Here is a 24,577-nt window from a genome sequence, read left to right on the forward strand (position 1 = left end):
AACTGTTTGGATATGGGCACTGTAACCTGTGACCGTGACGGACCCCGTTTCGCCCCCGCGACTGCCACGCCCCGAGGAGGTCAGGGAAGCCCTCGGCTTCGTACCCCTGGTGGAGGCGTATTTCCGGCGAGCCCAGGCCGAGATGCCGGACCGGCTGCGGGAGATCTTCCGCAGCCACGGGCTCACCGGGAGGCACGGCGCGGTCATCCCGCAGCTGACCGTCGAGTCCTCGCTCAGCGTGAGCGAGCTGGCCGACAGGATGGGCATGTCGCTGCCGACCGCGAGCGAGCTGGTGGGCGACCTCAGCAGGGCCGGCCTGGTCGAACGCCGGGAGGATCCGGCCGACCGCCGCCGCACCCTGGTGTCGCTGGCCCCTGACCATCGGGCCATGGTCGAGGGGTTCGTCGCCCTGCGTGCCGCGCCGCTGCTGCGCGTGCTGGACAACCTCTCGCCGTCGGACCGTCAGGGGTTCGTGGCGGGGCTGATCGCGTGGGCGCACGAGGTGCGCACATGGTGACGCGAGGCCCGCGACGGAACCGTGCCCCTATGACCGGGACGGGGACGCGCAGCGAGCGGCCAGGCCGTCCAGGAGGCAGTCGAGGCCGAACGTGAAGCGCCGCTCGCTCTCGCGTTCGACGTCGATCTCGCCCGTGGCGGCCATCCGGCCCGCCAGCGTCGGGTGGCGTTCGGCGACCTGGCGGAGGTAGTCGGCCGCCTGCTCGTCCCAGCCGGACCCGGTCCCGCTCATGCGGGCCAGCGTGTCGCGCCAGGCGACCTCCGCGATGACCGCGCCGACCACATGGTCGTTGACGGCGGCCATGGCGGCGTCGAGGTCGGAGCCGGCGAACCCGGCGTGTTCCAGCAGCCGCAGCCCGGTCTCGGCCAGGGCGAGCGCGTTCGGGCCGAGGTTGGGCCTGACGGTCAGCTCGGACAGGGCCCATCGGTGGCGCAGCAGCATGGCGCGGTTGCTGCGGGCCAGCGCCGCCAGGCCGTCCCGCCAGCCGGACGTGCCGGGGCCGGCGCGCACCTCGCCCAGCACACGGTCGAGGGCCAGCTCCAGCAGGTCGTCCTTGGTGGCGACGTACCAGTACAGCGACCCGGCGGTCACCCCCAGCTCGGTGGCGACGCGGCGCATCGACAGCCCGCGGTGACCCTCTGCGTCGAGGACGGCGACCGCCACCTCGACGATCCGCTCACGGGTGAGCTGGCGGTCGCGCGGCGGCCGCTCGGGACGCAGCCACACGGACCCGCCGGACAACTCTGACGACGGCACGCGATCACCCTACCCGCCTTGACGTCGCCTTCCATTCCCTTATACAACGTTCAAAAGCATTGAACGCTGTTCAAGGAGGAGTCGGATGTCCACCCCCGCACTGATGTTCCGCGCGAACGGCCCGCTGCCGGGCGACGTGCACGTGACCGCGCTCGGTCCCGAGTCCGGGCCGCCGGCGGTCTTCGTCCACGGCTCCACGAGCTGGGGCGACGACCCGGTGTACGGGTTCGCGGCGCAACGCCCGCTGGCCGGCCGGTTCCGGCTGCTGCTGATGGACCGCCGGGGCTACGGCGGCAGCCCGGACGCCGGGGACAGGTTCCCCGGCGACTACCTGGCCGACGGCGACGACGTCGCCGAACTCCTCGGCGCGGGCGCGCACCTGGTCGGCCACTCCTACGGCGCCGTCGGAGCCATGATCGCGGCGGCGCGCCGGCCCGAGGCGGTGCGCTCGCTCACCTTGATCGAGCCGGGCGGCTACCAGGCGGCCGCCGACCACCCCGCTGTGGCCGAGGCGCTGCGCGCCAACCGCGCCGCCTACGCCGACCTTCCCGACCTGACGCCCGAAGAGTGGCTGCGCGCCGCCGCCGGCTCGACCGGCATGCCCGAGCCCGGCACGGGGGATCGGCGGTTGCGCGCGGCCGCCACGGCGCTGCGCGAACGCGTCTGCTGGGAGGCGGGCCTCCCGCTGCCGGCGCTGCGGGCGGCGTCCTTCCCCAAACTGGTCGTCTCGGGCACCTGGGAGGGCGCGCCCGGGCCGTACCGGGAGCGCGGGGGCGTCCCTCTCATGGCGTGTGCACGAATCACGGCCGAGCGGATCGGCGCCCGGCACGAGCAGGTGCCGGGCAGCGCCCACTACCCGCACGTCGAGGCGCCGGAGCGGCTGAACGCGCTGCTCAGCGCCCTCTGGTCGGACGCCTGACCGCCCCTCGGACGCGTCATGACCGCGCCGGAGGGGCGAGGCCCGTCAAGCCAGGAAGAACCTGGCCAGCGTGCGGGCGACCAGCGCGGGGTCGTTCTCCATGGGGATGTGACCGGCCTCGGCGACCCGCACCAGCGTCGTGTTCGGCACCTCGCCGGCGAACCGCTGGGCGTAGCCGACCTGCTGGAAGGTGTCGTCCTCGCCCCACACCAGCAGCTTCGGCGCGTCACAGGCGAGCAGGGCGGGCATGAGGTCGAGGGTGTAGCGGCTGTCGGCGGCGCCGGCCAGCGCCATCCAGGACCGCCCCACGCGTGCTTCGCGCCACGGGTCGAGATAGTCGTCCACCTCGCCTTCGGCGACGGGCCGGGCCAGGGCGGTGGTGACGGCCACGCGCCGGGCGGCGAGCAGGTCCTCCACGGTGGTGGCGGCGACCACGGCGGGGTCGCGGTAGCGCGCCACGCCGGGCACCGGCCAGGAGTCGTAGCTCACCGAGTTGACCAGCGCCAGCCGGGGAACCGTCAGCTCGCCGCCGACCAGCAGATGCTGGGCGACCGCGCCGCCGATGTCGTGCCCGGCCACGCCCGCGGGCGCGTCCATGCCGAGCGCCGCCGCGAAGCGCGCCACCCAGGCGGCCAGCGCGGGCACGGTGGCCGTCTCCAGCGTCAGCTCCCCTTCCGAGCGGCCCAGGCCGGGCAGGTCGACCGCCACCGGCCGCAACCCGGCCGCGGCCAGGTCGTCGAGCACCGGCAGCCAGACGCGGCTCCAATACGTGCCGTGGAGCAACAGGACCTGCGGGCCGTGCTCGCCCGCCGTCAGATAGCTGGCCGTACGGCCGTCGACGTCGATCGTCATGCGTGTGGACATGGCCATAACCATCGGGGAATGCGGCAATGTCGGTCAAATACCACTTAGGGTATGGCCCCATGACGTTGACGCAGCTCCGAGCGCTGATCGCGGTGGCCGAGCAAGGCGGGTTCACCGCGGCGGCGGACCTGCTCGGCATGTCCCAGCCGGCTGTCAGCCGCGCCGTCGCCAGTCTCGAACGCGAGCTCGGCGCCCCCCTGTTCGTCCGTCACAGCGACGGCATCGCCCTCACCGAGGCCGGGCGGCGCGCCCACCTTCGCGCCCGCGAGGCCCTGCGCCACTTCGACCTGATCCGCGCGGAGGTGGCAGCCGCCGCCGGTCAGGTCACCGGGCCGCTCCGGCTGGCCAGCCTGCCCAGTGCCACCGGCACTCTCATCGCCCCCCGGTTGCGGACCTTCACCGATCGCCACCCCCAGGTCCAGGTACGCCTGTTCGAGGGGGCCGACGACGACGTCCGCGGCTGGCTGCGCAGGGGCGCGGCCGAGGTCGGCGTGGTCACGCTCCCGGCTCCCGGCCTGCACACGATCCCGATCAGCACGCACGAGATGGTCGCCGTGGTGCCGGCCGGCCATCGCCTGGCCGGGCAGGAGACCGTCCACATCACCGACCTGACCGGGCAGCCGTTCATCCTCACCACGGCGGGCTGCCGTCCGCTCATCACCGAGGCGGCACGCCAGGCCGGCGCCCAGCTCGACGTCGCCTACGAGGCGGGCGGCCAGTCGGCCATCCTCGAAATGGTGGCCGCCGGCCTGGGGGTCAGCATCGTGCCCACGCTCGGCCTGCCGGCCCAGCTCGGACCAGTCACGACCAGGCCGCTCGAACCGCGCCTCACCCGGACGCTCGCCCTGGCCGTCCTGTCGCCGAGCGACTGCGGGCCCGCCGTACGCGCCTTCCTGGACCTGGCCGACGTCCCGTACGGACAGCCCTTCGGCGGGTAGGCCGACGGGCGGGGCGTCGTCCCACCGGCCAGGCGGTGGTGATCGGCGGGGCCCGGGCTCCCGATACCTGTGCTGGAGGGGCCGGGCGGTGGCCGGGGGGCCTTCAGCGGATGGTGATGCTGCGGCTGTCCTCGTCATTGAAGGGCGGCATGATGCCGACGAAGGTGGCGCTGGCGTCCACCTGGTCGCCGCGCTGGAAGGTGTTGAAGGTTGCGTTGATGGTGAGGTTCTCGTTGTGGCGTCGGCCGTCGCAGACGACCTCGTCGGTACCGCCGTTGGGAGAGCCCCAGCTGAACCACAGGGTGCCGACGACTCTGGCCAGCTGAATGTCGGTGCAGGTGTAGGTGACGTTCATGATGGCGGTTCTGGTGGGGCTGCCTGGCGCGGTGACGGAGTTCAGGGTGATGGAGGCGTCCTGTGCTGCCGCGGGTGATGCTGTTGCGGTCAGGAGCGCGGTCGCCAGGAGGAGGCTGCCGGCGAGAGGGCGTGGTCTCATGGGGGAGATCCTTCCTTTGGTAACTCTCTGTAGCTAACTATTACCCTTAGTGGTGACTGGGTACACCTGCGGGCACTTGTCCGCATGCCCACGTGCCAGGCAGATCGCCGTTCGCGCGTTTCGGTGGGGTGTGAGTGCCGACCTGTTTGGTCAGGACGGCTGGCCGGCGGCGCGCCGGATCGGCATCCAGGTGGAAGCCGGGGCGCTGGTCAGGAAGTCGCCGACCAGCCGGACGCACAACTCGGGCCTTTCGTGCAGCAGCAGGTGCGAGGTCTGCGGCACGACGGCCAGCTGCGCCGCGGGCAGCGTCCGGTACAACTCCAGGGTGTGCTCCAGGGTGATGATGTCGTCGTCGGCGGACATGACCAACGTGGGGCAGGTGACGGCGGCCAGGTCGTCGGGGGTCAGCGGCCGGTCCTCGGTGACCGACCGGGCCGCCTTGGCGATCACGACGGGGAAGTGGCCGGCCCCGTCCGGCGACACCTCGGCGTAGGCGGAGAGCAGCGGCGGCGGAGGCGGCGCGTCGGTGCTCGGCCGCAGGATCATCCCGTCCGGGTGGAAACCGCCACTGATCAGGACGAGCCGTTCGACGAGGTGCGGATGGCGCACGGCGGTCCACAGCGCCACCATCGCCCCGGCGCTGTATCCGGCCAGCCGCAAGGGACCGCCGACCGTCACGCCGATGAACGCTGCGGTGTCGTCCGCGAAGGCCTCCATCGAGAACGGCCCCGGCACGTCGGGCGTGTGGCCGTGGCCCCGGCGCTCGGGAAGCAGGAGCCGGAACCGTTCGGCCAGCGCGTCCAGGTTGCCGGTGAAGTTCCGGCTGTCGGTCAGGCCCCCGTGCAGGAGCACCAGCGGGTCTCCGGCGCCGCGCTCGTCGTACCAGGTGCGCACGCCGTTCACTTCGATGTGGTCGGCCATCGTGCCGCTCGTTCCCTTCGTCGCGTACGGGTCTACGAGACTGGTACGACACGGCGGCCGGAAACTCATCGCACGTCACCGTCAGGGAGCCCGAGCGAGCCGGGAGCCCGCGGAGTTCAGCGGCAGACCGTGCGGGGCACGGGGAGCGTCCCGGAGATCAGGTAGCGGTCGACGCTCCCGGTCGCGCAGGCGTTACGCAGGTACGAGGTGTGCCCATCGCCGTCATAGGTCAGCACCTGGGCCGCCTTGATGCCCCTGGCCAGGCTCTTGGCCCAGGCGAGCGGCGTGGCGGGATCATGCGTGTTGCCGACCAGCAGAACGGGCGGCGCCTGGGTGATGCGCACCGGCCGCTGCGGATTGGACGGCGGCACGGGCCACCCCACGCACCCGGTCGTCATGTCCCAGAACTCCGACGTCCCGCGCATGTGCGGGGCCCTCCGGACGACATCCCGCGTCCGCGCCCTGAGCTGCGTGAATCCGTTGATCCCAGGGGTGATGTCCTGGCAGAGGACCGCCCGGTAGGCCGAGGTCGTCGCGGGGTGGTCCAGCGCCTCGGCCCGCATCTGCCCGAAGAGCACCGCATCGCCCTGCTCCGCCTGGACGATGCCCCGGGCCAGGCCGCCGTTGAAGTCGGGGGCCATCGTGAGCATCGCGTACGCGACGTAGCGCAGTTCGTCCGCCGTCAGCGGACGTCCGCCGGTGACCGGGATCGGCCTCTCCTCCGCCCTGCGCACCAGCGCATCCCACACCTGCGGTACGGACCGGCCGTGCAGCACACATTCCTGCGTCCGCTCGCACCAACCGGCGAACCTGCCGAACCCGTCCTCCACCGCCGTCGCGGCATCGCGCACCATCTGGCGCGAGCTCATCCCGTGATCGACGATCCCGTCCAGGGCCATCGCCCGCACCCGGCCGGGGAACCGTCGCGCGTACTCGGTGCCGAGCATGCTTCCGTAGGACCGTCCCAGGTAGCTGATCTGCTCCTCGCCCAGCGCGGCCCGCACGGCGTCGAAGTCCCGCGCCACGCTCCCGGTGTCCATGTGCCGGATCAACGGCCCGCAGCTCTCGCCCACGGCCCGGTTGTGCGCGACGAGCCGGTCGTACTCCTGCCGCGTCTCGGGGAACTGCGTGACGGCCGGATCGTGCACCGCCTTCCCGCATTGGATCTGCTCGCTGCCGCCGACCCCGCGCGGATCGATCCCGACGATGTCGAACCGCTCGCGCAGCGCCTCGGAGAAGTAGTACGGCGCCCAATCCCGCACCAGGTCGGCCGCACCCGTCCCTGGTCCGCCGGGGTTGTAGAACAGCGCTCCGATCCGTTGTCCGGTGGCCTTGCGTCGCGTCATGTTCAGCGAGACCTGCGGCCCGTCCGGCTTCGCCCAGTCCACCGGCACGGCGAGGGTGCCGCACTCGGCTCCCGGCTCCTTCCCGCAGGCTCGCCAGTCGATCGCGTCCTTACTGGTCACGCCTGCTGCTCGGGTCGCTTCGCCGGTCGCGGAAGCGGGGGCCGCCGGGATCGCCACCGCGATCAGCGCCAAGCCCGTGACGAGAGGGGTCCATTTCATGATCTAGATCGTCTCCGGCCCGCCGGCCCCCGCCATCGGCCTTTCGGACCGGCCGCATCGGCCGAACGGCCGACAGTTCATCTCGTACGGCTCCTGGGGGCTGCGGCGTCGATGCTGCCGACGATCAGGTCCGTCAGCGCCGCGATGGCCGTGGCGACGGTGGCGCGCCCCCGGTTCAGCTCCGCGGCGATCGCCTCGGCCGCGCCCAGCACGCCGACGCAGCGAAGCCGGAGGTCTTCCCGCGGGAGCCCGGAGTGCGGCCGCAGGGCGGTGACCATCAGGTCCGTGTAGGCGTCGAGCAGCTCGCGCTCGATCGCCTCCATCTCCTGGCTGCCCTTGAGCGCGGCCGAGACGGCGGTCCACTCCGGCATGTCGGCGGCGCAGGCGAAGTAGGCGGCGCTCAGGACGCGCGCGATCTCGCGGGGGACGGCCGGGGCGTCACGCAGAGCCTGCTCCGAGGCGGCCCGGTGCCGTTCGTCGAGCCGCCGGTAGAGCGCGATCAGCAGCCCGGGACGGGTGCCGAAATGGTCGTAGACGACCGGCCTGCTCACCCCGGCGGCCTCGGCCAGGCTGAGCAGCGTGAGGCCGTCGGTGCCGTGGGCGCGCACGATCGTCATGGCGGTGTCGAGCAACTGCTCCCGCCTGGCCGGCTTGGACAGGCGAGTCGATCCCGTGGTCATCGTCCTCCCTTGCGTCGCCTCACAGCTTAAGCTACAAAATGTAACTTACAGAATGTAGGTTAGCGGAAGGACGTCACCGTGGAGCACTCCGTACTGATCATGGGTGGATCCGGCCAGGCAGGCGCGGGGACCGCCACCCTGCTGCGCCGCTGGTACCCGGAGCTGCCGCTGACGATCGCCGGCCGCGATCTCGGCCGCGCCAGACGGGTCGCGGGCGAGCTCGGCGGCGCGACGGCCGCGACCATCGATCTGCGGCGAGGCGACCTGGGCCTCCGGGAGACCGGCCGCTACTCGGCGGTCGTGGCGACGGTGTGGGACAGCCACCTGAACGGGCTGCGTTACGCGCAGGACCGCGGCCTGCCGTACCTCAGCATCTCCAGCGGCCTGGTCGACATCGGCCCCGAGGTTGTCGCCGCCGGCCTGCGGGCCGGCGCGGCGCCGGTCCTCCTGGCCAGCCACTGGTACGCGGGGCTCGTCGTCCTCGCGGTGCTCGGCCTCGCCAGGGAGTTCGGCCGGCTCGACGCCATCGAGGTCGGCGGCGTGCTGGACGAACAGGACAGCGGCGGCCCCGCGGCCGTGGCGGACATGGAACGCCTGCTGGCCGCCGTCTCGGCGGGGCACGTTCGCCGCGACGGCGTCTTCCGGTGGATCGCCGGCCCCGACGCGGAGGTGGCGGTCACCGGCATCGACGGCGCCGTGCTGCCCGGCCAGGTCGTCCCCATCCTCGACGTGCCGAGCCTGGCCCTCGCGACGGGCGCGTCCGACGTGCGTTTCGCGTTCGCGGTCGGTGAGTCGGCGGGCAGGCGGCGCGGCGGGCCGGCCTCCGCGGAGGTCAGGATCGACCTCGAAGGCGTGGACCGCGCGGGCGCGCCGCTCAGGACGAGCCGTTACCTCTTCCATCCGGAGGGGCAGCGCCCCCTGACGGCGCTCGGCGTCGCCCTCGGCGTCGAACGACTGCTCGGCCTGCGCGGCGGTCCCGTGCCGCCCGGCCTGCACACCCCCGAGGCGTTGATCGACCCCGGGTACGCGGCCGAGCGGATGGCGGAGATCGGCGCCACCCTCACCGGCGCGCACGGCGATAGCTGACTCCGGTTCCGCCAGACCTTCCGACCGGCCCGCCGTGCCCATCATGTTGAACGCACGTACAAGTTGTACTAGCGTTCAACATGATGAGAGCGAGGGGGATCTGATGACGCGGCAACAGTTCACGCGGGCAGGGGCGCGCCAGTGGGCGGGCCTGGGGCTGCTGGCCATGCCGACGGTGCTGCTGGGGCTGGACGTCACCGTCCTGTACCTGGTGGCGCCGAGCATGGCGGCCGACCTGTCACCGTCAGCCGGCCAACTGCTGTGGATCATGGACGCCTACGGGTTCCTCGTCGCCGGGTTCCTCATCACCATGGGCACCCTGGGCGACCGGATCGGACGGCGCCGGTTGCTGCAGGCCGGGATGGTCGCCTTCGCGGCGCTCTCGGTGCTCGCCGCGTTCGCCCCCACGGCCGAGCTGCTGATCCTCGCGCGCGCCCTGCTGGGGGTGGCCGGGGCGACGCTCATGCCGTCCACGCTGTCGCTGATCTCGAACATGTTCCCCGACGCGCGGCAGCGCGCGGTCGCGATCGGGGTCTGGGCCACGATGTTCGCGCTCGGCATGGCCGCCGGGCCGATCGTGGGCGGAACCCTGGTGGACTCCTTCTGGTGGGGAGCGCCGTTCCTGGCGGCGGTGCCCGTCGCCGTCGTCGTCCTGGCCGGGGCGCGCGCCCTGCTTCCCGAGTACGCGGCCCCGTCCGGCGGCCGGCTCGACCTGATCAGCGTGGGCCTGTCCCTGGCGGCGATCCTGCCGGTCGTCTACGCCGTCAAGCACCTCGCCTCCGACGGCCCCGGCGGGCCGGCCCTCGTCTGTGCCGTGGCGGGCGTTTCGGCCGCGATCGTGTTCGTCCGCCGCCAACGCCGCCTGCCCGATCCGCTGCTGGACGTGACGCTGTTCGGCGACCGGGCCTTCGTCGTGGCCTCGGGCGTGCTGCTCATCGGCCTGGTAGGGGCCGGCGGTTCGATGTACCTGGTCACGCAGTACCTCCAGCTCGTCGAAGGGCTCACCCCCTTCGACGCGGGGCTCTGGATGGGACCGCCGGCGCTGGCCATGTTCGCCGCCGCCATCGGCGCCCCGCTGGTCGCCCGGCGCTTTCGTCCCGGCTCGGTCATGGGCGCCGCCCTCGGGGCGTCCCTCGCCGGTTACGCGCTGCTCGCCACCGCGGGGCTCGACGACGAGGTGCCGGTGACGGCCGGCTTCACGTTCGTCTATCTCGGGCTGGGCGCCCTCGCCGCGCTGGGCACCGACATGGTGGTGGGCGCGGTGCCGGCCGCGCGGTCGGGGTCGGCGGCGTCGATCTCCGAGACGGTCCAGGAACTCGGCATCGCCATCGGCGTCGCCCTGCTCGGCAGCCTCACCACCGCCGTCTACCGTGCTCAGGTGACGGTGCCCGAAGGTCTGGCGCCGGAGAGCTCCGGCCTCCTCACCGACAGCCTGAACGCGACCGTGGCGATCGCCGACAGCCTGCCGCAGGGGACCGTCGAGGCGGCCCGGCACGCCTTCACCACCGGGCTCAACGTCGCCTCCCTGGTCGCGGGGATCGCCATCGCCGCCGCCACGGCGCTGTGCCTCGCGCTGCTGCGTCACCAGCCCGCGCTCGGGGCGGCGCAGAACCGCGACACCGGCGTTTGAACGATGGTCCGACTATCCTGGGGCCCGTGCCGAGGAGCAGCAAGGACGACCCCGCCGAGGACAGCGAGCACGTCGACGGACGCCGCGCGCGTGGCGAGAGACGACGCGCGGAGATCATCGAGGCCACCCTCGCCGTGGTCACCCGCGACGGCGCGGCCGGCGTCACCCATCGCACGGTCGCCAAACAGGCCGGCATCACGACGTCCCTGAGCACCTACTACTTCGCCACCCTCGACGACCTGCTGGTGGCCGCCCTCACGACGGTCGCCGACGCCTACACCGCCCGCATCCGCGACATCATCGACACCCCCGGCGACAAGCTCAGCGGCCTGGCCCACCTCATCGCCGAGTCCGCCGGCTCCGGACGCGAACGCGCCCTGGCCGAACGCGAGCTGGCGACCCTGGCCGCCCGCCGTCCCGCACTGCGTCCCGTGGCACGACGCTGGCGGCAGAACATCGCCGAACTCGCCACCACGCTGACCGACGACCCCGCCGCCGTCGCCGCCCTCGTCGCGGCCTCCGACGGGCTGTGCACCGCGATCCTCCTCGACAACGTGCCCGCCGACCCTGATCACATCCAGGCCGTCCTGCGACTGGCCGTCCGCGGCTGAGCGTTCGCGTACGTTGCCGTGCTGTGCCCAGGCTCAGAACCGGTAACGGAGAACACGTGCCCCTTGGCGGGGCTGGTGCTGCGCGGAGGAGGGTTCATGTCGTGGAGTCGTCCCGGCGGCGGCTCAGCACCGCGGCGATCGGCAGGGCCGCGGCCAGGCCGCTGAGCAGGACGGCCGCGAGCGCGCCCAGAACGGCCGGCTCGTCGCCGAAGGCGATGCCGACGGCGGCGAGTGCCGGCCCGGCGTTGCGTACGGCCGCGACGCCGCCCATGGTGGTGCGGCGTGGCCATGTTCCGGTGGCCAGGACCGTACCGAGCACGAAGGCGGCGGCGGCCAGGAGGAAACCCGCCAGCAGGCTGCGTGAGGTGATCAGCGCGACGACGTCGCGCCAGTTGCCGACGAGCATGCCCGCCAGCACGGCCAGGAACGTCACGTTCGAGACGGTCGCGGCCGCAGGATGCCATGCTCGTGCTGCGGATGGCGCGTGATGGCGCATGATCAGGCCGACGGCGAACGGAACGAGCTGCAGGACCGCCACGGTCAGCATCAGGGTCGCGACGTCCAGGGAGAGCCCGCCGCCCACGTCGGCCGCGTTGAGAAGGATGTTCGCCGTCGGGCCGAAGGTGATGCTGCCGATGGCGGCCAGCAGGACCTGCATCGCCGCTCCTGCGGCCACGTCACCGTGCTGCACCATGCCGAGTTTGGCGCCGAACGGCCCGCCGGGTGAGGAGGCGATCAGCAGCAGCGCGACGAACGCCGGCACCGGCAGGCCGAACAGCGCGGCGACGCCCCAGCCGAGCAGCGGCAGGACGAGCAGGTTGGTCAGGAGCACCAGGGCGAGCAGCGGGCCGTCAACGAGGACGGCGCGCAGGTCCGGCAAGGTCGTGCCGAGCCCGGCGGCGAACATGGTGGCCGCGATGAAGATGACGGTGACGGCGTTGAGCAGCAGATGCAGGGTGTTCACCAACACCTCCGATCATCGGCCCGGAGCGGTGCCATCACCCTCACCCGGTGAGGTCGCCGAGCCAGCGCAATGCGCTCAGGCTCGGCATGAAGCAGTACTCGCCGCCACGCGTGACGACGAATCGGGGCAGGGAGCACAGGCGCCGCCGTACGGGACGCCGGGGAATGGTGAAATCGCCGGAGCCGTCGGCGGAACCGGTGAGAGGGTCCCTGGCCGGGCCCGCGCCGAAGAAGACGCCGTCGTTCATCCATTCGGTCTGGACGAACTCGAACTGCCGGCCGAGGTGGGCTCCGACGAAGGCGAACATCAGCCCCCGGTCGGCGCCGTCGTCGTCCAGGACGCCGTCGGGCAGCGGCGGCCCGTAGACGGCGCCACGTCTGATCATGCGGTGCAGCCTCGGGACGCCGGCCACCGCCGCGTCACGAGGGTTGGCCCGGCGGATGTGGCAGCCGCCGGGGGTGACGAAACCCGCCGGGTCGTCCCGCTGGTAGAGGAAGGCGTTGCGGCGTGCGTCGTCGGCGCCGAGGACCGGGTCATCGTGGTCCGGGCAGAGGGCCAGCGGCGCGCCGCTGCGCCAGCGACCCATGATCTTCGCGGCCAGCAGTTCCTCGTCCTGCGGGCTCGTGGCGTTGTCCTTGAGGTAGCGCCGGAACAGCGCGACCCGCTGGTGCAGCTTGCGGAAGGCCACGTAGGTGCCGTTGCGTCCGAGCACGTCGGGCCGTGGCGCCTGGGTGCCGCCGAGCTCGTCGGGGTAGCCGAGCACGAACTCGCCCGCCTTGAGCGGCACCTCCAGCGGGTTGGAACCGGCGACGCCGCTGCCCTCGATGGCGGGATGGCTGATGCCGTCGCGGTAGCCGAAGGGCTCGGTCTCGGTGGGCAGGGCGTGACAGTTCTGCCGCCAGATCGCCGTCACGCCGGGAAGGGCCTCATAGGCCGGGCGGGCGCTGTCGAGGGCGGCCTCCAGCCGCCCGTCGTCGGGCGCGAGCGCCACCAGCAGCACATGCGCGTCGGACGTGCCGAGCGGCGGCTCCCAGCGGGCCGGGCCGCTGTCGCCGGTGTCGCCCAGCGCGGCGGCACGCGCCGCCATGCCCTGCCGGAACTCCCACGCGAACGTGTCCAGCGACGCCTGGGGCACCCCGAGGGCCTTGAGACCCTGGTAGGTGAGCGCGACGCTGACCCAGGTGTCCCCCAGCGGGCTCGCGGAGTCGGCGGCCGAGGTCACCACCGCGCTCAGCCGCCGCATCAGCTCCCGGCCCTGTCCGCGGTCGTCCACGTGGAACAGGACGTAGGTCGCCGCGTACGGGGTCGGCCGCGGGCTGAGGACGCCGCGCTGGATGTCGTCCAGGTCGAGCACGGCCGGAAGGCGTTCGTTCACCGGATCCCGCTCACGTGGCTCTGAGGAGGTTGTTCCAGAAGGCGCGCAGGCTGTCGTCGATGCCGAACAGCGAGCTGAAGATCGTGGAGTCGGCGAAGATCACGTCCCCGGCCCGGTCGCCGCGCGGAGGCAGCCACAGGAACATGTTGAACTCGGTGTTCCCCGCCTCGACGAACGGGTGCGTCGGCCTGGTCAGGTCGATCGGCTGCCGGCCCAGCACCCGGACGGCGTCGGGGTCGTCGGTGGTGACGGCGTAGTGGGGGAGGTGCATGTGGAAGTTGAAGTGGGACACCCCCTCCAGCCATCCCTTGGTGTCCAGGTCCCTGGCGATGGACAGCGGGGCGTTCTGCCCCGTTCCCATCACGGCGGGACGCAGCCCGTACCGGTTCTCCACCGGCAGCCCCAGCCCCGCCATCAGCGACCGGGTGTACCGGCCGAAGCGCTGCTGGCGGGGCACGAGCGCGTCGCCGTGATGGTGGTACTCGACGTCGCGCATCGCCAGGTCGTCCGTAGCGCCGACGTCATGATGGGGCCCCAGGGCCAGGCAGGTCCCTTCGCGGGTGAGGAAGTCGCGTACCGCCTCGATCTCGGCGGCCGTGGCCTCCTGTGCCGTGATCATGTGGTCCAGTCCCCACACGAACAGCGTGTCGGTGTCGGCCAGCACCCGCTCGTCCAGCGGGGTGTGGAACCCGGCCTGATCCACGCGCTGGTAGACCGGCACCTGATATCCGGTGGCCTCCTGGACGAACCGCTGGAAGGGCAGCCAGCCCCAGAAGAACAGCTCCAGGCCGCCCGCGATGCCCTGCTGGAAACGCAGCGGGTCGGACCACTGCGGGTCCTCGTAGGCGGGCCACTGCACGCGGCGCACCTCGGTCATCGTGGAGAACCGGTTGTCCAGCCCGGTGACGTCCCGGCCCGCCTCGGCCGGATAGCTCCATGCGACGTAGACGCTCACCCGCCGCCGGCCGGGGGCGTACGGGCGCGGCACGTGGTTCTGGTTGTAGGTGCGCGCCGTCTTCGGCTCACTCATCTGATCTCCTGCGCCGTCCGTGGCCGTCACTGCAGCTGGTCGAGCATGTCCGACAGAGCGCTCTTGATCCGCAGAGCCTTCTTGATCTCGTCGGCGGTGACGTACGGGTACTCGCCGTACTCGATGAAGCTCGGGCAGTGGTGCTCGCGGACGAACCTGACGAACGCCTCCGGGTTGGTCTTCCAGTCCTCGGGGAAACCTTCGAGGTTCTCGAAGACCGTGTTCACCCCCGCCCTGGTGAACAGCGCGATGGCGTCTTCGGTGTACTTGTCGAAGTCGGTGTCGAAGATCCCCTGGTACATGAAGCGGGTGTCGTCGTCGAACAGCACCCAGCGCAGGTAGTGCAGCTTCAGGGGGGCCAGCAGGTCGGGATCGTCCTTCAGCGCCTCGGCGAGCGTGTGGCCGTAGCCCCGGATGGCGTCGGCGCGGCCGGGCTTGACCCTGGCGATGACGGTGAATCCGTAGCAGGCGGGGCTGCGCGGGAAGACCGGCCCGTACTTGCCCTGTTCCAGGTGGTCGGTCTCCTTCGGGATGACCATCGCCTGCGGCCTGATCTGCATGGCCGTCCTCTCCATCGTCGTGCTCATGGGAGGAAGGCTGACGCGACCTGACTGACACCAGTGTCCCATAGTGGGGCACCGGGTCCTGTTCTCCCACGCGTACCCTGGGCGTGCACTTTCGCCGCTGCTGGAACGCATCACCGCCCGCCGCGTCGAACGGGCGCGAATGGCTGATGGCGGCTACGTCATGCGGAGGATGACCTTGCCGGTGGTGCGGCGGGTGGTCAGGGCGGTGAGGGCGGTGGCGGCCTCGTCGAGCGGGTATTCGGCGCCCACCACGGGGTGGACGCGTCCCGAGGCGGCCAGGGCGAGCAGGTCGTGCAGCGGCTCGGCGGCACGGCTGCCGGGAAGGCGCAGGTGGGCGCCCAGCCAGTAGCCGCCGACGGTGATGTTGCGCTCGCTCAGGATCCCGGGGTCGATGGGGGCGGCGTCGATCCCGCCGGAGGTGCCGTAGGCGATCAGGCGGCCGAAGGGGGCCAGCGCATGGGCGGCTGCCTCGAGGACGGGGCCGCCGACGGCGTCGAGGATCACGTCGGCGAGGGCGCCGTCGTTGGCTTCGCGGACGCGCTCGGCGTAGCCGTCGGCGTCGCCGGGGATGGCGGCGTCGGCGCCGAGCCGGCGGACCAGCGCACGTTTGCCGGGGGTGGAGGCGGTGCCGACGACTCGTCCGGCGCCGAACTCCTTGGCCAGCTGGACCGCCAGGTGCCCGACGCCTCCGGCGGCGGCGTTGACGACGACGGTCTCGCCGGGGCGGACCCGCGCGGCGGTACGCAGCAGGTGCCAGGCGGTCAAGCCCTGGGCCAGCAGGGCGAGCGCGGCGCCTGCGGAAAGGTCTTCGGGGATCTCGACCGGATCCGTCACCAGCGCCTTGGTGGCGAAGGCGGCGCCGGCGAAGGCCAGCATGCGGCGACCGTCCGGGGCCCGGCCGACGACCTCACCGCCGGGGATGAACGGCAGTTGCGGCGGCAGGTAGGTGCCGCGCAGACGTTCGGCGTCGGCGAAGTTGAGACCGGCGGCCTCGACGTCAAGGAGGATCTGGCCGGGGCCCGGCGTCGGGTCGGGAAGGTCGGCGGGGGTCAGGACATCGGGTTCGCCAAGGCGTTCCGCAACCATCGCTCTCATGCCGTAGACGCTAGGATCCGCACGGTCGCGCAGGTAGCGGGCACGATTTGTGGATGAGACGGAATCCATGAAGAGTCTTCATGCATTCTTGCGGCGGCTGACGGTGAGGCGGCGCGTCACTCGGGCGGGGGCCTGCGGGCCGGCACTCGGGGATGTCCGGGGTTCACGCATTGCTCCTTGGGCCGCCGGTTCCGCGGACCGGGTCAGGCGAGCAGCCGGTCCACCAGCCCGTCGAGGTAGTCGGGGGTGAGCGGCCCCGCGCCGAACAGGACGCGCATGTAGATCGGCGCCAGGAGATGGTCCAGCACCTCCAGCACGTCAGGCGGGTTCTCGCCGCGGTCGCGGGCGCGGTCGAGCACCGCCTGCAACTGGCTGGTGCGATCGGCCAGAAGCTCGTCCCGCGCCTGAAGGCCCTGCTGACCCTCGCCGGACAGCGCGAGGGTCAGCCGCACCAGCGCCAGGCCGTCGGGGCCGGTGACCTCGCGGGCCACGTTGGCGGCGTGAGTGCGCAGGTCGCCGGCCAGGCTGCCGGTGTCAGGCATCGGCGACTGCGCGTTGAGCCGGGTCAGCAGCACATCGCTGAGCAGGGCCTGGAGGTTGCCCCACCGGCGGTAGAGGCTGGTGTCGGCCACGCCCGCACGGGCCGCGATGTCGCCGATCGTGAAATGTCCGTAGCCGCGCTCCCTGACCAGCTCGGTGACGGCTTGATGCACTGCCGCGCGGACCCGGGCGCTGCGCCCGCCGGGCCGCTTGGCCCGCCCCTGCTCATCCATGCGTCCCACCTTAACGCAGTTGGGACTTGCGTTAGAGCCCAAGTGGGTCTACGTTAACGCAGTCACCAACTGCTTTTAGGAGAGATATACGTGAGAGCGTTGCTCACCCTGACCTGCGCAGGTCAGTTCATGGTGCTGCTCGACAACACGATCGTCGGCGCCGCCCTGCCCGACATGCAGCAGCGGCTTCACACCGGGCTGACCGGCCTGCAGTGGATCGTCGACGCCTACGTGCTGCTGGTGGCCATGCTGCTGCTGTCGGGCGGCGTCTTCGCCGACCGGTTCGGCCGCAAGCGGGTGTTCCTGGCCGGGGTGGTGGTGTTCACGGCGGCCTCGGTGGTGTGTGCGCTCGCGCCCTCGCTCGGCTGGCTGATCGCCGGACGGGTGCTGCAGGGCGTCGGCGCCGCGGCGCTGAGCCCAGCCTCACTGGCGCTGCTCGCCGCCGCGTATCCCGGCCCGAAGGAGCGCGTCAGGGCGATCGGGTTGTGGGCCGGGTTCAGCGGCATCGGCCTGGCCGCCGGACCGCTGGCGGGCGGGATCCTGGTGGAGTCCTTCGGCTGGCCCGCCATCTTCCTGGTCAACGTGCCCATCGGGGCGGTCCTGCTGGTGGCCGGGCTGCGCGTGCTGGGGGAGTCCCGCAACGCGGGCGCGCCGCCGATCGACGTCCCCGGCACGGTCCTGTCCGCCGCGGGCGTGGGCGCTGTGACCTACGGCCTGATCGAGGGCGGTTCCCGAGGCTGGACCTCGCCGGTGATCCTCGGCAGCTTCGCCGCCGGACTGGCGCTCCTTGCCGCGTTCATCGTGGTCGAGGGCCGGGTGCCGACGCCGATGCTGCCGCTGCGGCTGTTCCGTCAGCGGCTGTTCACGGTGTCCAACACGGCGATGGTCGTGGTCGGGTTCGCGCTCATGGGGTCGTCGTTCTTCTTCTCCCAGTTCTTCGTGTACGTCCAGGGCACTTCGATCCTCGTCGCCGGGCTGCAGACCCTCCCGGTCTCGCTGACCATGGTGGTCGTCAGCCCGTACGCGGGCCGGCTCGCGGCCAGGTACGGCTTCCGCGTCGTCGCCGGCGTCGGCCTGGCGCTGGCCGGGCTGGGGCTGCTGGCGCTGGGCTTCGTCCACGCCGACACCGGTTACGGGAACGTGTGGTGGCGGCTGGCGGTCGTCGGCATCGGGTTCGCGCTCACCATGTCGCCGCTGACCGGGGCCGCGATCCAGGCGGTCAGCCCGCAGGAGGGCGGCCTGGCCTCGGGCGTCAGCAGCACCACCCGGCAGATCGGCGCGGTGCTCGGCGTGGCGGTGCTCGGTGCGATCGTGCACCTGCGGGAGTCCGGCGGTGCCTCGTTCGAGTCCGGCCTCAACAGCGCCTTCCTCGTGGCGGGTGCCGTGACGCTGGTCTGCGCCGTCTTCACCGGCCTGTGGCTGACCGCGGCCCGGACGCCGAGTGGCGTCCGGACGGACAGTCAGGCGGCCGAGCGGTCAGCGAGCGTCCGCTGACGGCTCGGCCCGGCCGGCTCACGTCCTTGAGCGGATTGTCAGTGGCGTCTGCGACCGTGTGCCGCATGGGCGAGCTGGTCGAGCGGGTGGATGAACAGGACCACGTGCTGGCCGTCGTGGAGCGCGCAGAGGCCGTGCGCCGGCGGTGGATGCACCGGATCGCGACGACGATCTGCCGCGATCCGGTGGGGCGGATCCTCGTGCTGCGCCGGGCCGAGGAGCATGTTCGTTTTCCCGGCCACTATGACGTGCTGGTCGGCGGCGGCGTGGGCGCAGGCGAATCGTATGGGGACGCGGCGGTTCGCGAACTGGTCGAGGAACTGGGTGTCGGCGTCCCGGTCCGGTTCTTGTTCAAGTTCCTGTGCCAGGCAGGGGTCAGCCCTGTCTGGTTCGGGGTGCACGAGGCCTTGATCGCCGAGCCGTTGGCCCCGGACCCGTCCGAGATCGGCTGGCACGCCTGGCTCACGGAGCCGGAACTGTGGAAGCTGGTCGACCGAGGGCCCTTCGTCCCAGCTGGACGACATGCCCTGCGCCGATATCTTGGCCACTCTGCTGCATGACGAACAGCCGTCCCCCGGCAGAAAGGCCGGGCGGGCGGTGTGTGGGCCGCGTCTGGAGGGTTGAAAGCGCGTTGCAGGTGGTCTGCCGCTCAATAGTGGTCAAGCCCGCATACAACAGGAGGTTCCGATGAACCGCAGCTTGCGCACCCTGTTCGGCCTGACCGCCACCGCCGCGACCATCGCCCTGACCGTCCCGGCCATGAGCGGCGCCGCGAACGCGTCGACGGCCTCGCCTTCCGACCTCGACAACACCAGCCACGTCCAGGATCTCGCGCAGGCGCGCTCCTTCCTGTTCACCTACACCTTCGACAACCACCTCAAGGTCGCGGGCGGCAACTTCACCGTCGACCACCGCGTCTTCCTGACCGTCAAGTTCAACAACGGCGTCAGCAAGTTCTCCAGGTGGGTGGTCGCGCGCACCCACCCCGTCACCCCCGGCGGCGCCATCTACGTGGAGACGACCATCGCCGCCCCCTGCTACGGCGGCAAGAACGGCTACGCGCAGGCTTATGACGAGGCCACCCGCACCTGGTCGCCGCGTCTGCCGGTGACGATCTGCCAGCGCATCGACTGAGCGGGTGCTGACCGGCCGATGCCCCGGCTTCCCGGACGAGCCAGGTGTGCGCCGCGGCCTCGAGGCACTCGTCGCGCGGCGCGGCCTGCCGCTTGATTACTGTGACGTCCCATGACCGACACCGAGATCGACGTCACCGCCGACCTGGTCCGTGACTTGCTGCAGGAACAACATCCAGACCTCGCCGGGCTGGCCATCCGGGAGGTGGCGGGTGGCTGGGGCAACCAGATGTGGCGTCTCGGGGACGAGTTGGCCGTGCGCATGCAGCGGATGGACCCCACCCCGGAGCTCCAGCTCAAGGAACGGCGGTGGCTACCCGTGCTGGCCCCGCGCCTGCCGCTGCCGGTGCCGACTCCTGTGCGGTTCGGCGAACCGTCCGGGCGCTTCCCCAAGCACTGGACCGTGATGACGTGGGTTCCCGGCGAGCCGCTGGACCACGGCTCGATCAGCAGGGGCGCCCACTCGGCCGACACGCTGGCGGGCTTCCTCAGAGCGCTTCATGTGCGGGCCCCCGCCGAGGCCCCCGCCGGTTCGGACCTCGGCGCTCACCCCAGGAGGTGTACGAGCGGCTTCGAGCGGTTCCTGCAGGCCGTCGCCCCCGACGCCGTCGGCGATGTCGACGCCGTCCGTGACGTGTGGGCCGATGCGGTCGCCGCTCCCGAGTGGGAGGGCCCGCCGGTGTGGGTGCACGGCGATCTCCATCCCGCGAACGTCGTCGTCTCGGACGGGACGCTCTCGGGCATCGTCGACTTCGGTTGCCTGTTCGCCGGCGATCCGGCGTGGGACCTCGCCGCCGCCTGGACGCTGCTCCCCGCGGGCACGGCCGCCCGCTTCTTCGACGCGTACGGACGTGCGGACGAGGCGGCGATCCGGCGCGCCCGCGGGCTGGCCGCCATGAAGAGCCTGTTCCTGCTGCTCATGGGGCAGAACGGAGATCGGGGCCTGCCCGGCGGCAAGCCGAACTGGGGACCCGCGGGCCGGGCGGCACTTGATCGGGTGCTGACGGGCGTGTGAGGCACACTTCCCGCACACGCTGGGGCCGCCCGGCGTTCGATCGCCGCAGCCCGGCCTGCGCCGGGGCGATTCCGTCACCGGAAGAGGTGGAGTTCGGCCGTCCGATGAGCGGTCGGCGCCGCACTTGACCGATGCGCCCCTTGCTCAACCGATTTCCCCGCACGCGTCGGCGAGCAGGAGCGGAAGGAGTGGCGCGCCGGCCTGGACCCGAAGATCCAGGCCGTGCGGCGGCTCGCCCGCGAGCACGGCACGCACCCGCTCGCCGCGGGTTGGTTGCGCCTGGTCGCGTGACCGTGCCTGTGGGCGTCAGGTGGCCGGGGTCACGGGGATGCACACGGCGTAGACCGTGTAGGTGCCCGTGGTGCCCGCCGGGTTGTTGAAGGACACCGTCCAGGTGTTCTCGGCGGACGGGAAGGACTCGTACACCTGGACGGTGAGGTTGTTGCCGCCGAAGGGCGTCACCAGTCCGCCGCCCGTGATGACGGTTCCCGCCGGGCAGGTGGCGCTTCCCGTGTTGAGCCCGGGCGTCAGCATGTGCGGGGTCCGGACGATCTGGGTCGGCTGGGTCGGCCCGGGCGGGCCCGGCCGTCCCGGCGGGCAGGCGTGCGGGCAGGGGCCCTTTCCGTCACCGTCGCCGCCGGCCGCCGCGTGGGCCGTCGAGCCGACTCCCATCAGCAGTGCGGCAGCCAGCGCCGGTACGGCAGCACGCCGTAGAAGGGCTGTGCGTCTCATCGTGTCCTCCGTGGACTGTTCGCCTCCTGACGCTCGATGCGCATCACGTGCCAGGAAGAAGGCGTGGGCATGACGAATCCGCCCAGGAGGGCCGTCCAGCGAGAGCGAGCCACTGGGCTGATCAGTACCTCATGGCTCATTCTGGACGCATGTTACGCAGAGTGACGAAGTATTTACTCAGGACGTCGGTGCGGTCGCGCGCACGAAGTCCGTCACCGGAGTCGGTGTGATCTGGGGGTACCGGTCGTTGTCGAGGACGGCGAACTTCCCCTTTCCTGTCACCATGCACCACTGGTACTGGAGGGCGACGTAGTCGAACGGGTTCTGGGTTCTGGCGGCCTGGCGTTCGATCTCGGCGCGCAGGTCGTCGGCGGTGCCGAGGTGCCGCAGCTCCAGAGTGCGGCCCGAGCCGCGCTGGACGGCCTCGTGGAACTGCCGCATGGACAGCACGTCACCGGCGAATCGCAGCGTGCCGGTGGCCTGCTGATCCAGGGCGACGGCGGCGGTGTAGGCGGCGGTGTCGGACACCGAGGTCAGGTCGAGCGGCTGATCGGGGTCGCCCCAGTGCGACAGGGTGCCCCGATGCCAGTCGATCAGGCCCATGAAGCCGACCATCACCTCGTAGAACGCGCCGTTGAGCACGGAGACCACCTCAAGGCCGGCGTCGGCGTACGCGGTGGCGGCGCGGCGGCGCCAGTCGGTCATGACGTTGTCGCCGTCGTCGAGTCTGGTCAGGTCGATGGCGAAGTCGGAGGGGATGAACCGGCGGGCGCCGGCCTTCGCGGCGGCGCGAGCCAGGTTGACCTGGCCGTCCACGATCACGTCGGGGCCGCCTTGCACGACCGAGACGACGGTGTCGGCGTCGCCGACGGCCTCGGCCAGCGCCTCGGCCGGGTCGGCGACGTCGCCCTCTGTCACCTCCACGCCGCGCGACCGCAGTGCCGCGAGCGCGGACCGCCTGTTCGCGTCGGCGCCGGGCCGGACCAGGACGCGGACGGCTGCGTTCTGGTCGAGAAGGGAGCTGACGATGTGGCGGCCGAGCAGTCCGGTCGCGCCGGCCACGAAGACCTTCGGGGAAGTGGACACGTTCAACAGCTCCTTTTCGAGATTGAATCGGGGTTTCGCCCAGGCCGGTGACGGCTCTTCGGGCGTCTGGGGGAGTCCGTGCCGGACTCAGGGAAGGAGGGGGCCGGGTCCGGCGCCATTAGTGGACGGATGTCCGCAGCGCAACAGCGAGACTGCCGCACTTCGTCCGGCCCGCGACGCAGGGTCATGCGCCCTTTTTGATCGCCTCCGCGAAGGCGGCGAGACCGTCGGCCAGCTGCTCGATGTCGGACGGTGCCCAGCCCTCCATGAGCGCGGCGACGGCGGTCGTCCGGGCCTTCCAGAGTTCGCGGATGGCGAGCTTGCCCGCCCGCGTGACGCTCACCAGCCTCGCCCGGGCGTCGTCCGGATCGGGCTGACGCTCGATGAACCCGCGCGACTCCAGGCGTTTGGCGGGGGGCGAGAGCGTGGACTTGTCCACCTCCATCAGTTCGGCCAGCACCGACAACCGCACGGGGGCGTGCAGGGAGATCTGCGCGAGCAGCGTGTAGTCGCCCAGCGACAACTCCAGCCCGGAGGCGGCCATGATCCGCCGCCGCGTGGTCGGGGCGAACATCCAGTTGCCCACGGTGGCCAGCGCCGCGGCCACCCGGTCAGTGGCCTCCCGCGCCCGGACGTCGCCGTTCTCCGCCGTTCCTGCCACCCCGACCTCCTCGTGCAATTGGTTGGTTGGCTCAAACCAACCATAGGAGTAAGTGGCGGTTCATGCAAGTGCATTCACCGTGCCGATCGAGCCGGGAATCGTGGGGGCGACCGTGCACGACATGGTCAACGGCAGGAAGAGGACATTGCGGCTGGCGGTTGCGCAGGGCACGGTGCCCGCGAACCCCGCCGATCCGGATGCGCTGCGGGCGGGCGGCGCGGAAGTGCGCGGCCTGATGCGGGAGGCGAGCGCGGCCGGGGCGTGGCTGGTGCCGTTCCCGGAGGGGGCCGAGGCGGGCCCGTGCGGACGGTTGGTCCGTTCGGGCCCGCCGGGGAGGGTGCGGAGATCAGGGTGCGAGGTTGCCGAGCGCGACCGAGTAGACGACCCGCTGATCTTCGCCTTCGGTCAGCCCCCACAGCTCGCCCCCGGTGCCCGAGTACCACAGCGACAGGTCCTCCGGCCGGTAGCCCCAGTCCGTACGGGCCGTCATCGTCATGGAGGCCAGGTCCACCGACGCGAAGCGCCTGGAGTACGGGACGTTGACGAACTTGCCGGCGCTCATGTTGACGTAGAGCCGGCCGTCGTGGAGCTGGACGCCCTGGACGTCGCTGATGGCGTGGGTCTCCGCCGTCGTGGGCGTGGTGGACTCCCAGGCCGCCGTCGGGGTCAGGTCGAGCCGGTAGTCGCCGGTCTCGGCCGAGCGGAAGGCGTAGCGCGCGATCCGGGTGCCGTTCAGCGGCTGGGGCTGGCCGTTCAGCCAGGTGGCCCGGTAGTCGCCCACCACGAGGGCCTGCCGGCCGGTGCTCGTCCGGTCCAGCGAGATGTAGTCGAAGTGCAGGTCGGGGCTGACGAAGTTGGCCACCTCCGGCATGACGTACTGGTAGTCGTCGAGCTTGGTCTGATGGCGGTAGATCCGGCGGGTGTCGAACACGCGGATGGCGCTGCGCTTGGCGCTCGGGGCGCCGGTGCCGTCGGGCCAGCCGGGGGTGGTGGCCATGAACAGGTACGGGCCGCTCCAGGCCAGGCCGCCGCCGTGCCCGTAGATCCGGCTCAGGGTCCCGTCCGGACGGACCCAGACCGGCAGGACGGTCCGGTAACGCATGTCGTTCAGGTTCACCACCGACAGCCGCACCGAGTTGGCCAGCGAGTGGGTGGGCGGGTTCTGCCAGGACCAGCTCGTGATCAGCGCGTCCTTCGAGGTGGGCACCGGAGCGGCGTCGTTCCTCGCCTCACCGGAGGTGGCCAGGCCCTGCGGCACCCAGGCCGTCTCGCCCGTCAGGCCCTGCAGCTTGGCGTCCCAGCAGAACGCCCTGCCGACGCCGCCCGTCGTCGGCCCGAAGGACTGCATGCGCGAGGCGCAGGCCGGGTCGCCGGCGGGCGTCGGGAGCGGGGACCGGTCGTCGCCGCTGAGCACCTGGTCCAGGGTGGTCAGCGCGAACGCGTCCTCCATGGGCTGGGTGTACGGTTCGGCCCCGACCGTGAGCGACAGGCCGGTGAGCGCGTCGCCGGTCAGGCGCTTGAGCGGCGCCACCACCTGGGCCGCCGCGGCGGCCTCTGTCACCGCGGACGCGGGGGCCGCGGTGGTGGCGGCCGCCGGCGCGGCGCTCATGACGGCGGCCGTCATCGTCAGCGCGATCAACATCTTTCCC

Annotated in this window: 26 protein-coding genes; 10 read left to right on the forward strand and 16 right to left on the reverse strand. The window is 71.8% G+C overall.

Annotation, left to right across the window (positions count from 1 at the left end):
• The first annotated feature begins 34 nt into the window (after positions 1–34).
• A complete protein-coding gene (locus AB0J76_RS21145; protein WP_352325397.1) occupies positions 35–517 on the forward strand; it encodes a MarR family transcriptional regulator in 483 nt (160 codons plus the stop codon).
• A gap of 27 nt (positions 518–544) precedes the next feature.
• Here AB0J76_RS21145 and AB0J76_RS21150 read toward each other — a convergent pair whose 3' ends face one another.
• On the reverse strand, positions 545–1,273 hold the full coding sequence (locus AB0J76_RS21150; protein WP_352325396.1) for a TetR/AcrR family transcriptional regulator: 729 nt from the start codon (positions 1,271–1,273) through the stop codon (positions 545–547).
• 85 nt (positions 1,274–1,358) lie between these two features.
• On the opposite strand from AB0J76_RS21150, the gene AB0J76_RS21155 reads away from it, so the two are divergent.
• Positions 1,359–2,192, forward strand: a complete 834-nt coding sequence (locus tag AB0J76_RS21155) for an alpha/beta hydrolase (protein ID WP_352325395.1) — start codon at positions 1,359–1,361, stop codon at positions 2,190–2,192.
• A 45-nt stretch (positions 2,193–2,237) separates the two neighbouring features.
• On the opposite strand, the gene AB0J76_RS21160 is transcribed toward AB0J76_RS21155, so the two are convergent.
• Positions 2,238–3,056 (reverse strand): alpha/beta hydrolase, encoded by an 819-nt coding sequence (locus AB0J76_RS21160; RefSeq protein ID WP_352325394.1) that lies wholly within the window; start codon positions 3,054–3,056, stop codon positions 2,238–2,240.
• Between the two features lie 59 nt (positions 3,057–3,115).
• Here AB0J76_RS21160 and AB0J76_RS21165 point away from each other — a divergent pair, with 59 nt between their 5' ends.
• The gene (locus tag AB0J76_RS21165) at positions 3,116–3,994 is read left to right on the forward strand and encodes a LysR family transcriptional regulator (protein WP_352325393.1); all 879 of its coding nucleotides are present in this window, start codon (positions 3,116–3,118) and stop codon (positions 3,992–3,994) included.
• A gap of 103 nt (positions 3,995–4,097) precedes the next feature.
• Here AB0J76_RS21165 and AB0J76_RS21170 read toward each other — a convergent pair whose 3' ends face one another.
• The 4 genes from AB0J76_RS21170 to AB0J76_RS21185 form a co-directional block, all read right to left on the reverse strand.
• A complete protein-coding gene (locus AB0J76_RS21170) occupies positions 4,098–4,490 on the reverse strand; it encodes a hypothetical protein (protein ID WP_364390192.1) in 393 nt (130 codons plus the stop codon).
• A gap of 150 nt (positions 4,491–4,640) precedes the next feature.
• The gene (locus AB0J76_RS21175; RefSeq protein WP_352325391.1) at positions 4,641–5,411 is read right to left on the reverse strand and encodes an alpha/beta hydrolase; all 771 of its coding nucleotides are present in this window, start codon (positions 5,409–5,411) and stop codon (positions 4,641–4,643) included.
• Positions 5,412–5,527: 116 nt separating this feature from the next.
• A complete protein-coding gene (locus AB0J76_RS21180) occupies positions 5,528–6,976 on the reverse strand; it encodes an alpha/beta hydrolase (protein WP_352325390.1) in 1,449 nt (482 codons plus the stop codon).
• Between the two features lie 77 nt (positions 6,977–7,053).
• Positions 7,054–7,656, reverse strand: a complete 603-nt coding sequence (locus AB0J76_RS21185; RefSeq protein ID WP_352325389.1) for a TetR/AcrR family transcriptional regulator — start codon at positions 7,654–7,656, stop codon at positions 7,054–7,056.
• Positions 7,657–7,734: 78 nt separating this feature from the next.
• Here AB0J76_RS21185 and AB0J76_RS21190 point away from each other — a divergent pair, with 78 nt between their 5' ends.
• The 3 genes from AB0J76_RS21190 to AB0J76_RS21200 all read left to right on the forward strand — a co-directional run bounded on the left by AB0J76_RS21190 (position 7,735) and on the right by AB0J76_RS21200 (position 10,983).
• Positions 7,735–8,742: a hypothetical protein gene (locus AB0J76_RS21190; RefSeq protein WP_364390194.1), complete on the forward strand. Its 1,008-nt coding sequence runs from the start codon at positions 7,735–7,737 to the stop codon at positions 8,740–8,742.
• 103 nt (positions 8,743–8,845) lie between these two features.
• Positions 8,846–10,372 carry an MFS transporter gene (locus AB0J76_RS21195; protein ID WP_352327574.1) on the forward strand — a complete coding sequence of 509 codons (1,527 nt, stop codon included), beginning with the start codon at positions 8,846–8,848 and terminating at the stop codon, positions 10,370–10,372.
• A gap of 26 nt (positions 10,373–10,398) precedes the next feature.
• Positions 10,399–10,983, forward strand: coding sequence for a TetR family transcriptional regulator (locus AB0J76_RS21200; protein ID WP_352327575.1), 585 nt, complete (start codon positions 10,399–10,401; stop codon positions 10,981–10,983).
• Positions 10,984–11,077: 94 nt separating this feature from the next.
• Here AB0J76_RS21200 and AB0J76_RS21205 read toward each other — a convergent pair whose 3' ends face one another.
• The 6 genes from AB0J76_RS21205 to AB0J76_RS21230 all read right to left on the reverse strand — a co-directional run bounded on the left by AB0J76_RS21205 (position 11,078) and on the right by AB0J76_RS21230 (position 16,807).
• Positions 11,078–11,947 carry a bile acid:sodium symporter gene (locus AB0J76_RS21205; RefSeq protein ID WP_352327576.1) on the reverse strand — a complete coding sequence of 290 codons (870 nt, stop codon included), beginning with the start codon at positions 11,945–11,947 and terminating at the stop codon, positions 11,078–11,080.
• A 40-nt stretch (positions 11,948–11,987) separates the two neighbouring features.
• Positions 11,988–13,322: a Dyp-type peroxidase gene (locus AB0J76_RS21210; protein WP_352327577.1), complete on the reverse strand. Its 1,335-nt coding sequence runs from the start codon at positions 13,320–13,322 to the stop codon at positions 11,988–11,990.
• A 10-nt stretch (positions 13,323–13,332) separates the two neighbouring features.
• Entirely contained in the window at positions 13,333–14,352 is a 1,020-nt protein-coding gene (locus tag AB0J76_RS21215) for a hypothetical protein (RefSeq protein WP_352327578.1), read from the reverse strand.
• Between the two features lie 26 nt (positions 14,353–14,378).
• Positions 14,379–14,939: a hypothetical protein gene (locus AB0J76_RS21220; protein ID WP_352327579.1), complete on the reverse strand. Its 561-nt coding sequence runs from the start codon at positions 14,937–14,939 to the stop codon at positions 14,379–14,381.
• Between the two features lie 153 nt (positions 14,940–15,092).
• Entirely contained in the window at positions 15,093–16,034 is a 942-nt protein-coding gene (locus AB0J76_RS21225) for a zinc-binding dehydrogenase (protein WP_352327580.1), read from the reverse strand.
• 203 nt (positions 16,035–16,237) lie between these two features.
• Positions 16,238–16,807, reverse strand: a complete 570-nt coding sequence (locus tag AB0J76_RS21230; RefSeq protein WP_352327581.1) for a TetR/AcrR family transcriptional regulator — start codon at positions 16,805–16,807, stop codon at positions 16,238–16,240.
• Between the two features lie 90 nt (positions 16,808–16,897).
• Here AB0J76_RS21230 and AB0J76_RS21235 point away from each other — a divergent pair, with 90 nt between their 5' ends.
• The 4 genes from AB0J76_RS21235 to AB0J76_RS21250 all read left to right on the forward strand — a co-directional run bounded on the left by AB0J76_RS21235 (position 16,898) and on the right by AB0J76_RS21250 (position 20,449).
• Positions 16,898–18,301 carry an MFS transporter gene (locus tag AB0J76_RS21235; RefSeq protein WP_352327582.1) on the forward strand — a complete coding sequence of 468 codons (1,404 nt, stop codon included), beginning with the start codon at positions 16,898–16,900 and terminating at the stop codon, positions 18,299–18,301.
• Positions 18,302–18,366: 65 nt separating this feature from the next.
• Entirely contained in the window at positions 18,367–18,861 is a 495-nt protein-coding gene (locus AB0J76_RS21240) for an NUDIX domain-containing protein (RefSeq protein WP_352327583.1), read from the forward strand.
• Between the two features lie 127 nt (positions 18,862–18,988).
• A complete protein-coding gene (locus AB0J76_RS21245) occupies positions 18,989–19,435 on the forward strand; it encodes a hypothetical protein (RefSeq protein ID WP_352327584.1) in 447 nt (148 codons plus the stop codon).
• 111 nt (positions 19,436–19,546) lie between these two features.
• Entirely contained in the window at positions 19,547–20,449 is a 903-nt protein-coding gene (locus AB0J76_RS21250; RefSeq protein ID WP_364390199.1) for an aminoglycoside phosphotransferase family protein, read from the forward strand.
• A 306-nt stretch (positions 20,450–20,755) separates the two neighbouring features.
• On the opposite strand, the gene AB0J76_RS21255 is transcribed toward AB0J76_RS21250, so the two are convergent.
• The 4 genes from AB0J76_RS21255 to AB0J76_RS21270 all read right to left on the reverse strand — a co-directional run bounded on the left by AB0J76_RS21255 (position 20,756) and on the right by AB0J76_RS21270 (position 24,570).
• On the reverse strand, positions 20,756–21,181 hold the full coding sequence (locus AB0J76_RS21255; protein WP_352325311.1) for a hypothetical protein: 426 nt from the start codon (positions 21,179–21,181) through the stop codon (positions 20,756–20,758).
• 177 nt (positions 21,182–21,358) lie between these two features.
• Positions 21,359–22,267, reverse strand: a complete 909-nt coding sequence (locus AB0J76_RS21260) for an NmrA family NAD(P)-binding protein (protein ID WP_352325310.1) — start codon at positions 22,265–22,267, stop codon at positions 21,359–21,361.
• A 184-nt stretch (positions 22,268–22,451) separates the two neighbouring features.
• Positions 22,452–22,928, reverse strand: coding sequence for a MarR family transcriptional regulator (locus AB0J76_RS21265; RefSeq protein WP_364390202.1), 477 nt, complete (start codon positions 22,926–22,928; stop codon positions 22,452–22,454).
• A gap of 346 nt (positions 22,929–23,274) precedes the next feature.
• Positions 23,275–24,570, reverse strand: coding sequence for a hypothetical protein (locus AB0J76_RS21270; RefSeq protein ID WP_364390204.1), 1,296 nt, complete (start codon positions 24,568–24,570; stop codon positions 23,275–23,277).
• Positions 24,571–24,577: the final 7 nt, after the last annotated feature.

The sequence above is a fragment of the Nonomuraea sp. NPDC049624 genome (assembly GCF_040675255.1).
Taxonomy (GTDB): Bacteria; Actinomycetota; Actinomycetes; order Streptosporangiales; family Streptosporangiaceae; genus Nonomuraea.

Bases quoted from the DNA above. Each gene is read 5' to 3' on its own strand.
- AB0J76_RS21155 (WP_352325395.1), top strand. From the start codon at position 1,359: ATGTCCACCCCCGCACTGATGTTCCGCGCGAACGGCCCGCTGCCGGGC.
- AB0J76_RS21160 (WP_352325394.1), bottom strand. From the start codon at position 3,056: ATGTCCACACGCATGACGATCGACGTCGACGGCCGTACGGCCAGCTAT.
- AB0J76_RS21165 (WP_352325393.1), top strand. From the start codon at position 3,116: ATGACGTTGACGCAGCTCCGAGCGCTGATCGCGGTGGCCGAGCAAGGC.
- AB0J76_RS21170 (WP_364390192.1), bottom strand. From the start codon at position 4,490: ATGAGACCACGCCCTCTCGCCGGCAGCCTCCTCCTGGCGACCGCGCTC.
- AB0J76_RS21175 (WP_352325391.1), bottom strand. From the start codon at position 5,411: ATGGCCGACCACATCGAAGTGAACGGCGTGCGCACCTGGTACGACGAG.
- AB0J76_RS21180 (WP_352325390.1), bottom strand. From the start codon at position 6,976: ATGAAATGGACCCCTCTCGTCACGGGCTTGGCGCTGATCGCGGTGGCG.
- AB0J76_RS21185 (WP_352325389.1), bottom strand. From the start codon at position 7,656: ATGACCACGGGATCGACTCGCCTGTCCAAGCCGGCCAGGCGGGAGCAG.
- AB0J76_RS21195 (WP_352327574.1), top strand. From the start codon at position 8,846: ATGACGCGGCAACAGTTCACGCGGGCAGGGGCGCGCCAGTGGGCGGGC.
- AB0J76_RS21215 (WP_352327578.1), bottom strand. From the start codon at position 14,352: ATGAGTGAGCCGAAGACGGCGCGCACCTACAACCAGAACCACGTGCCG.
- AB0J76_RS21220 (WP_352327579.1), bottom strand. From the start codon at position 14,939: ATGAGCACGACGATGGAGAGGACGGCCATGCAGATCAGGCCGCAGGCG.
- AB0J76_RS21225 (WP_352327580.1), bottom strand. From the start codon at position 16,034: ATGAGAGCGATGGTTGCGGAACGCCTTGGCGAACCCGATGTCCTGACC.
- AB0J76_RS21230 (WP_352327581.1), bottom strand. From the start codon at position 16,807: ATGGATGAGCAGGGGCGGGCCAAGCGGCCCGGCGGGCGCAGCGCCCGG.
- AB0J76_RS21240 (WP_352327583.1), top strand. From the start codon at position 18,367: ATGGGCGAGCTGGTCGAGCGGGTGGATGAACAGGACCACGTGCTGGCC.
- AB0J76_RS21245 (WP_352327584.1), top strand. From the start codon at position 18,989: ATGAACCGCAGCTTGCGCACCCTGTTCGGCCTGACCGCCACCGCCGCG.
- AB0J76_RS21250 (WP_364390199.1), top strand. From the start codon at position 19,547: ATGACCGACACCGAGATCGACGTCACCGCCGACCTGGTCCGTGACTTG.
- AB0J76_RS21255 (WP_352325311.1), bottom strand. From the start codon at position 21,181: ATGAGACGCACAGCCCTTCTACGGCGTGCTGCCGTACCGGCGCTGGCT.
- AB0J76_RS21270 (WP_364390204.1), bottom strand. From the start codon at position 24,570: ATGTTGATCGCGCTGACGATGACGGCCGCCGTCATGAGCGCCGCGCCG.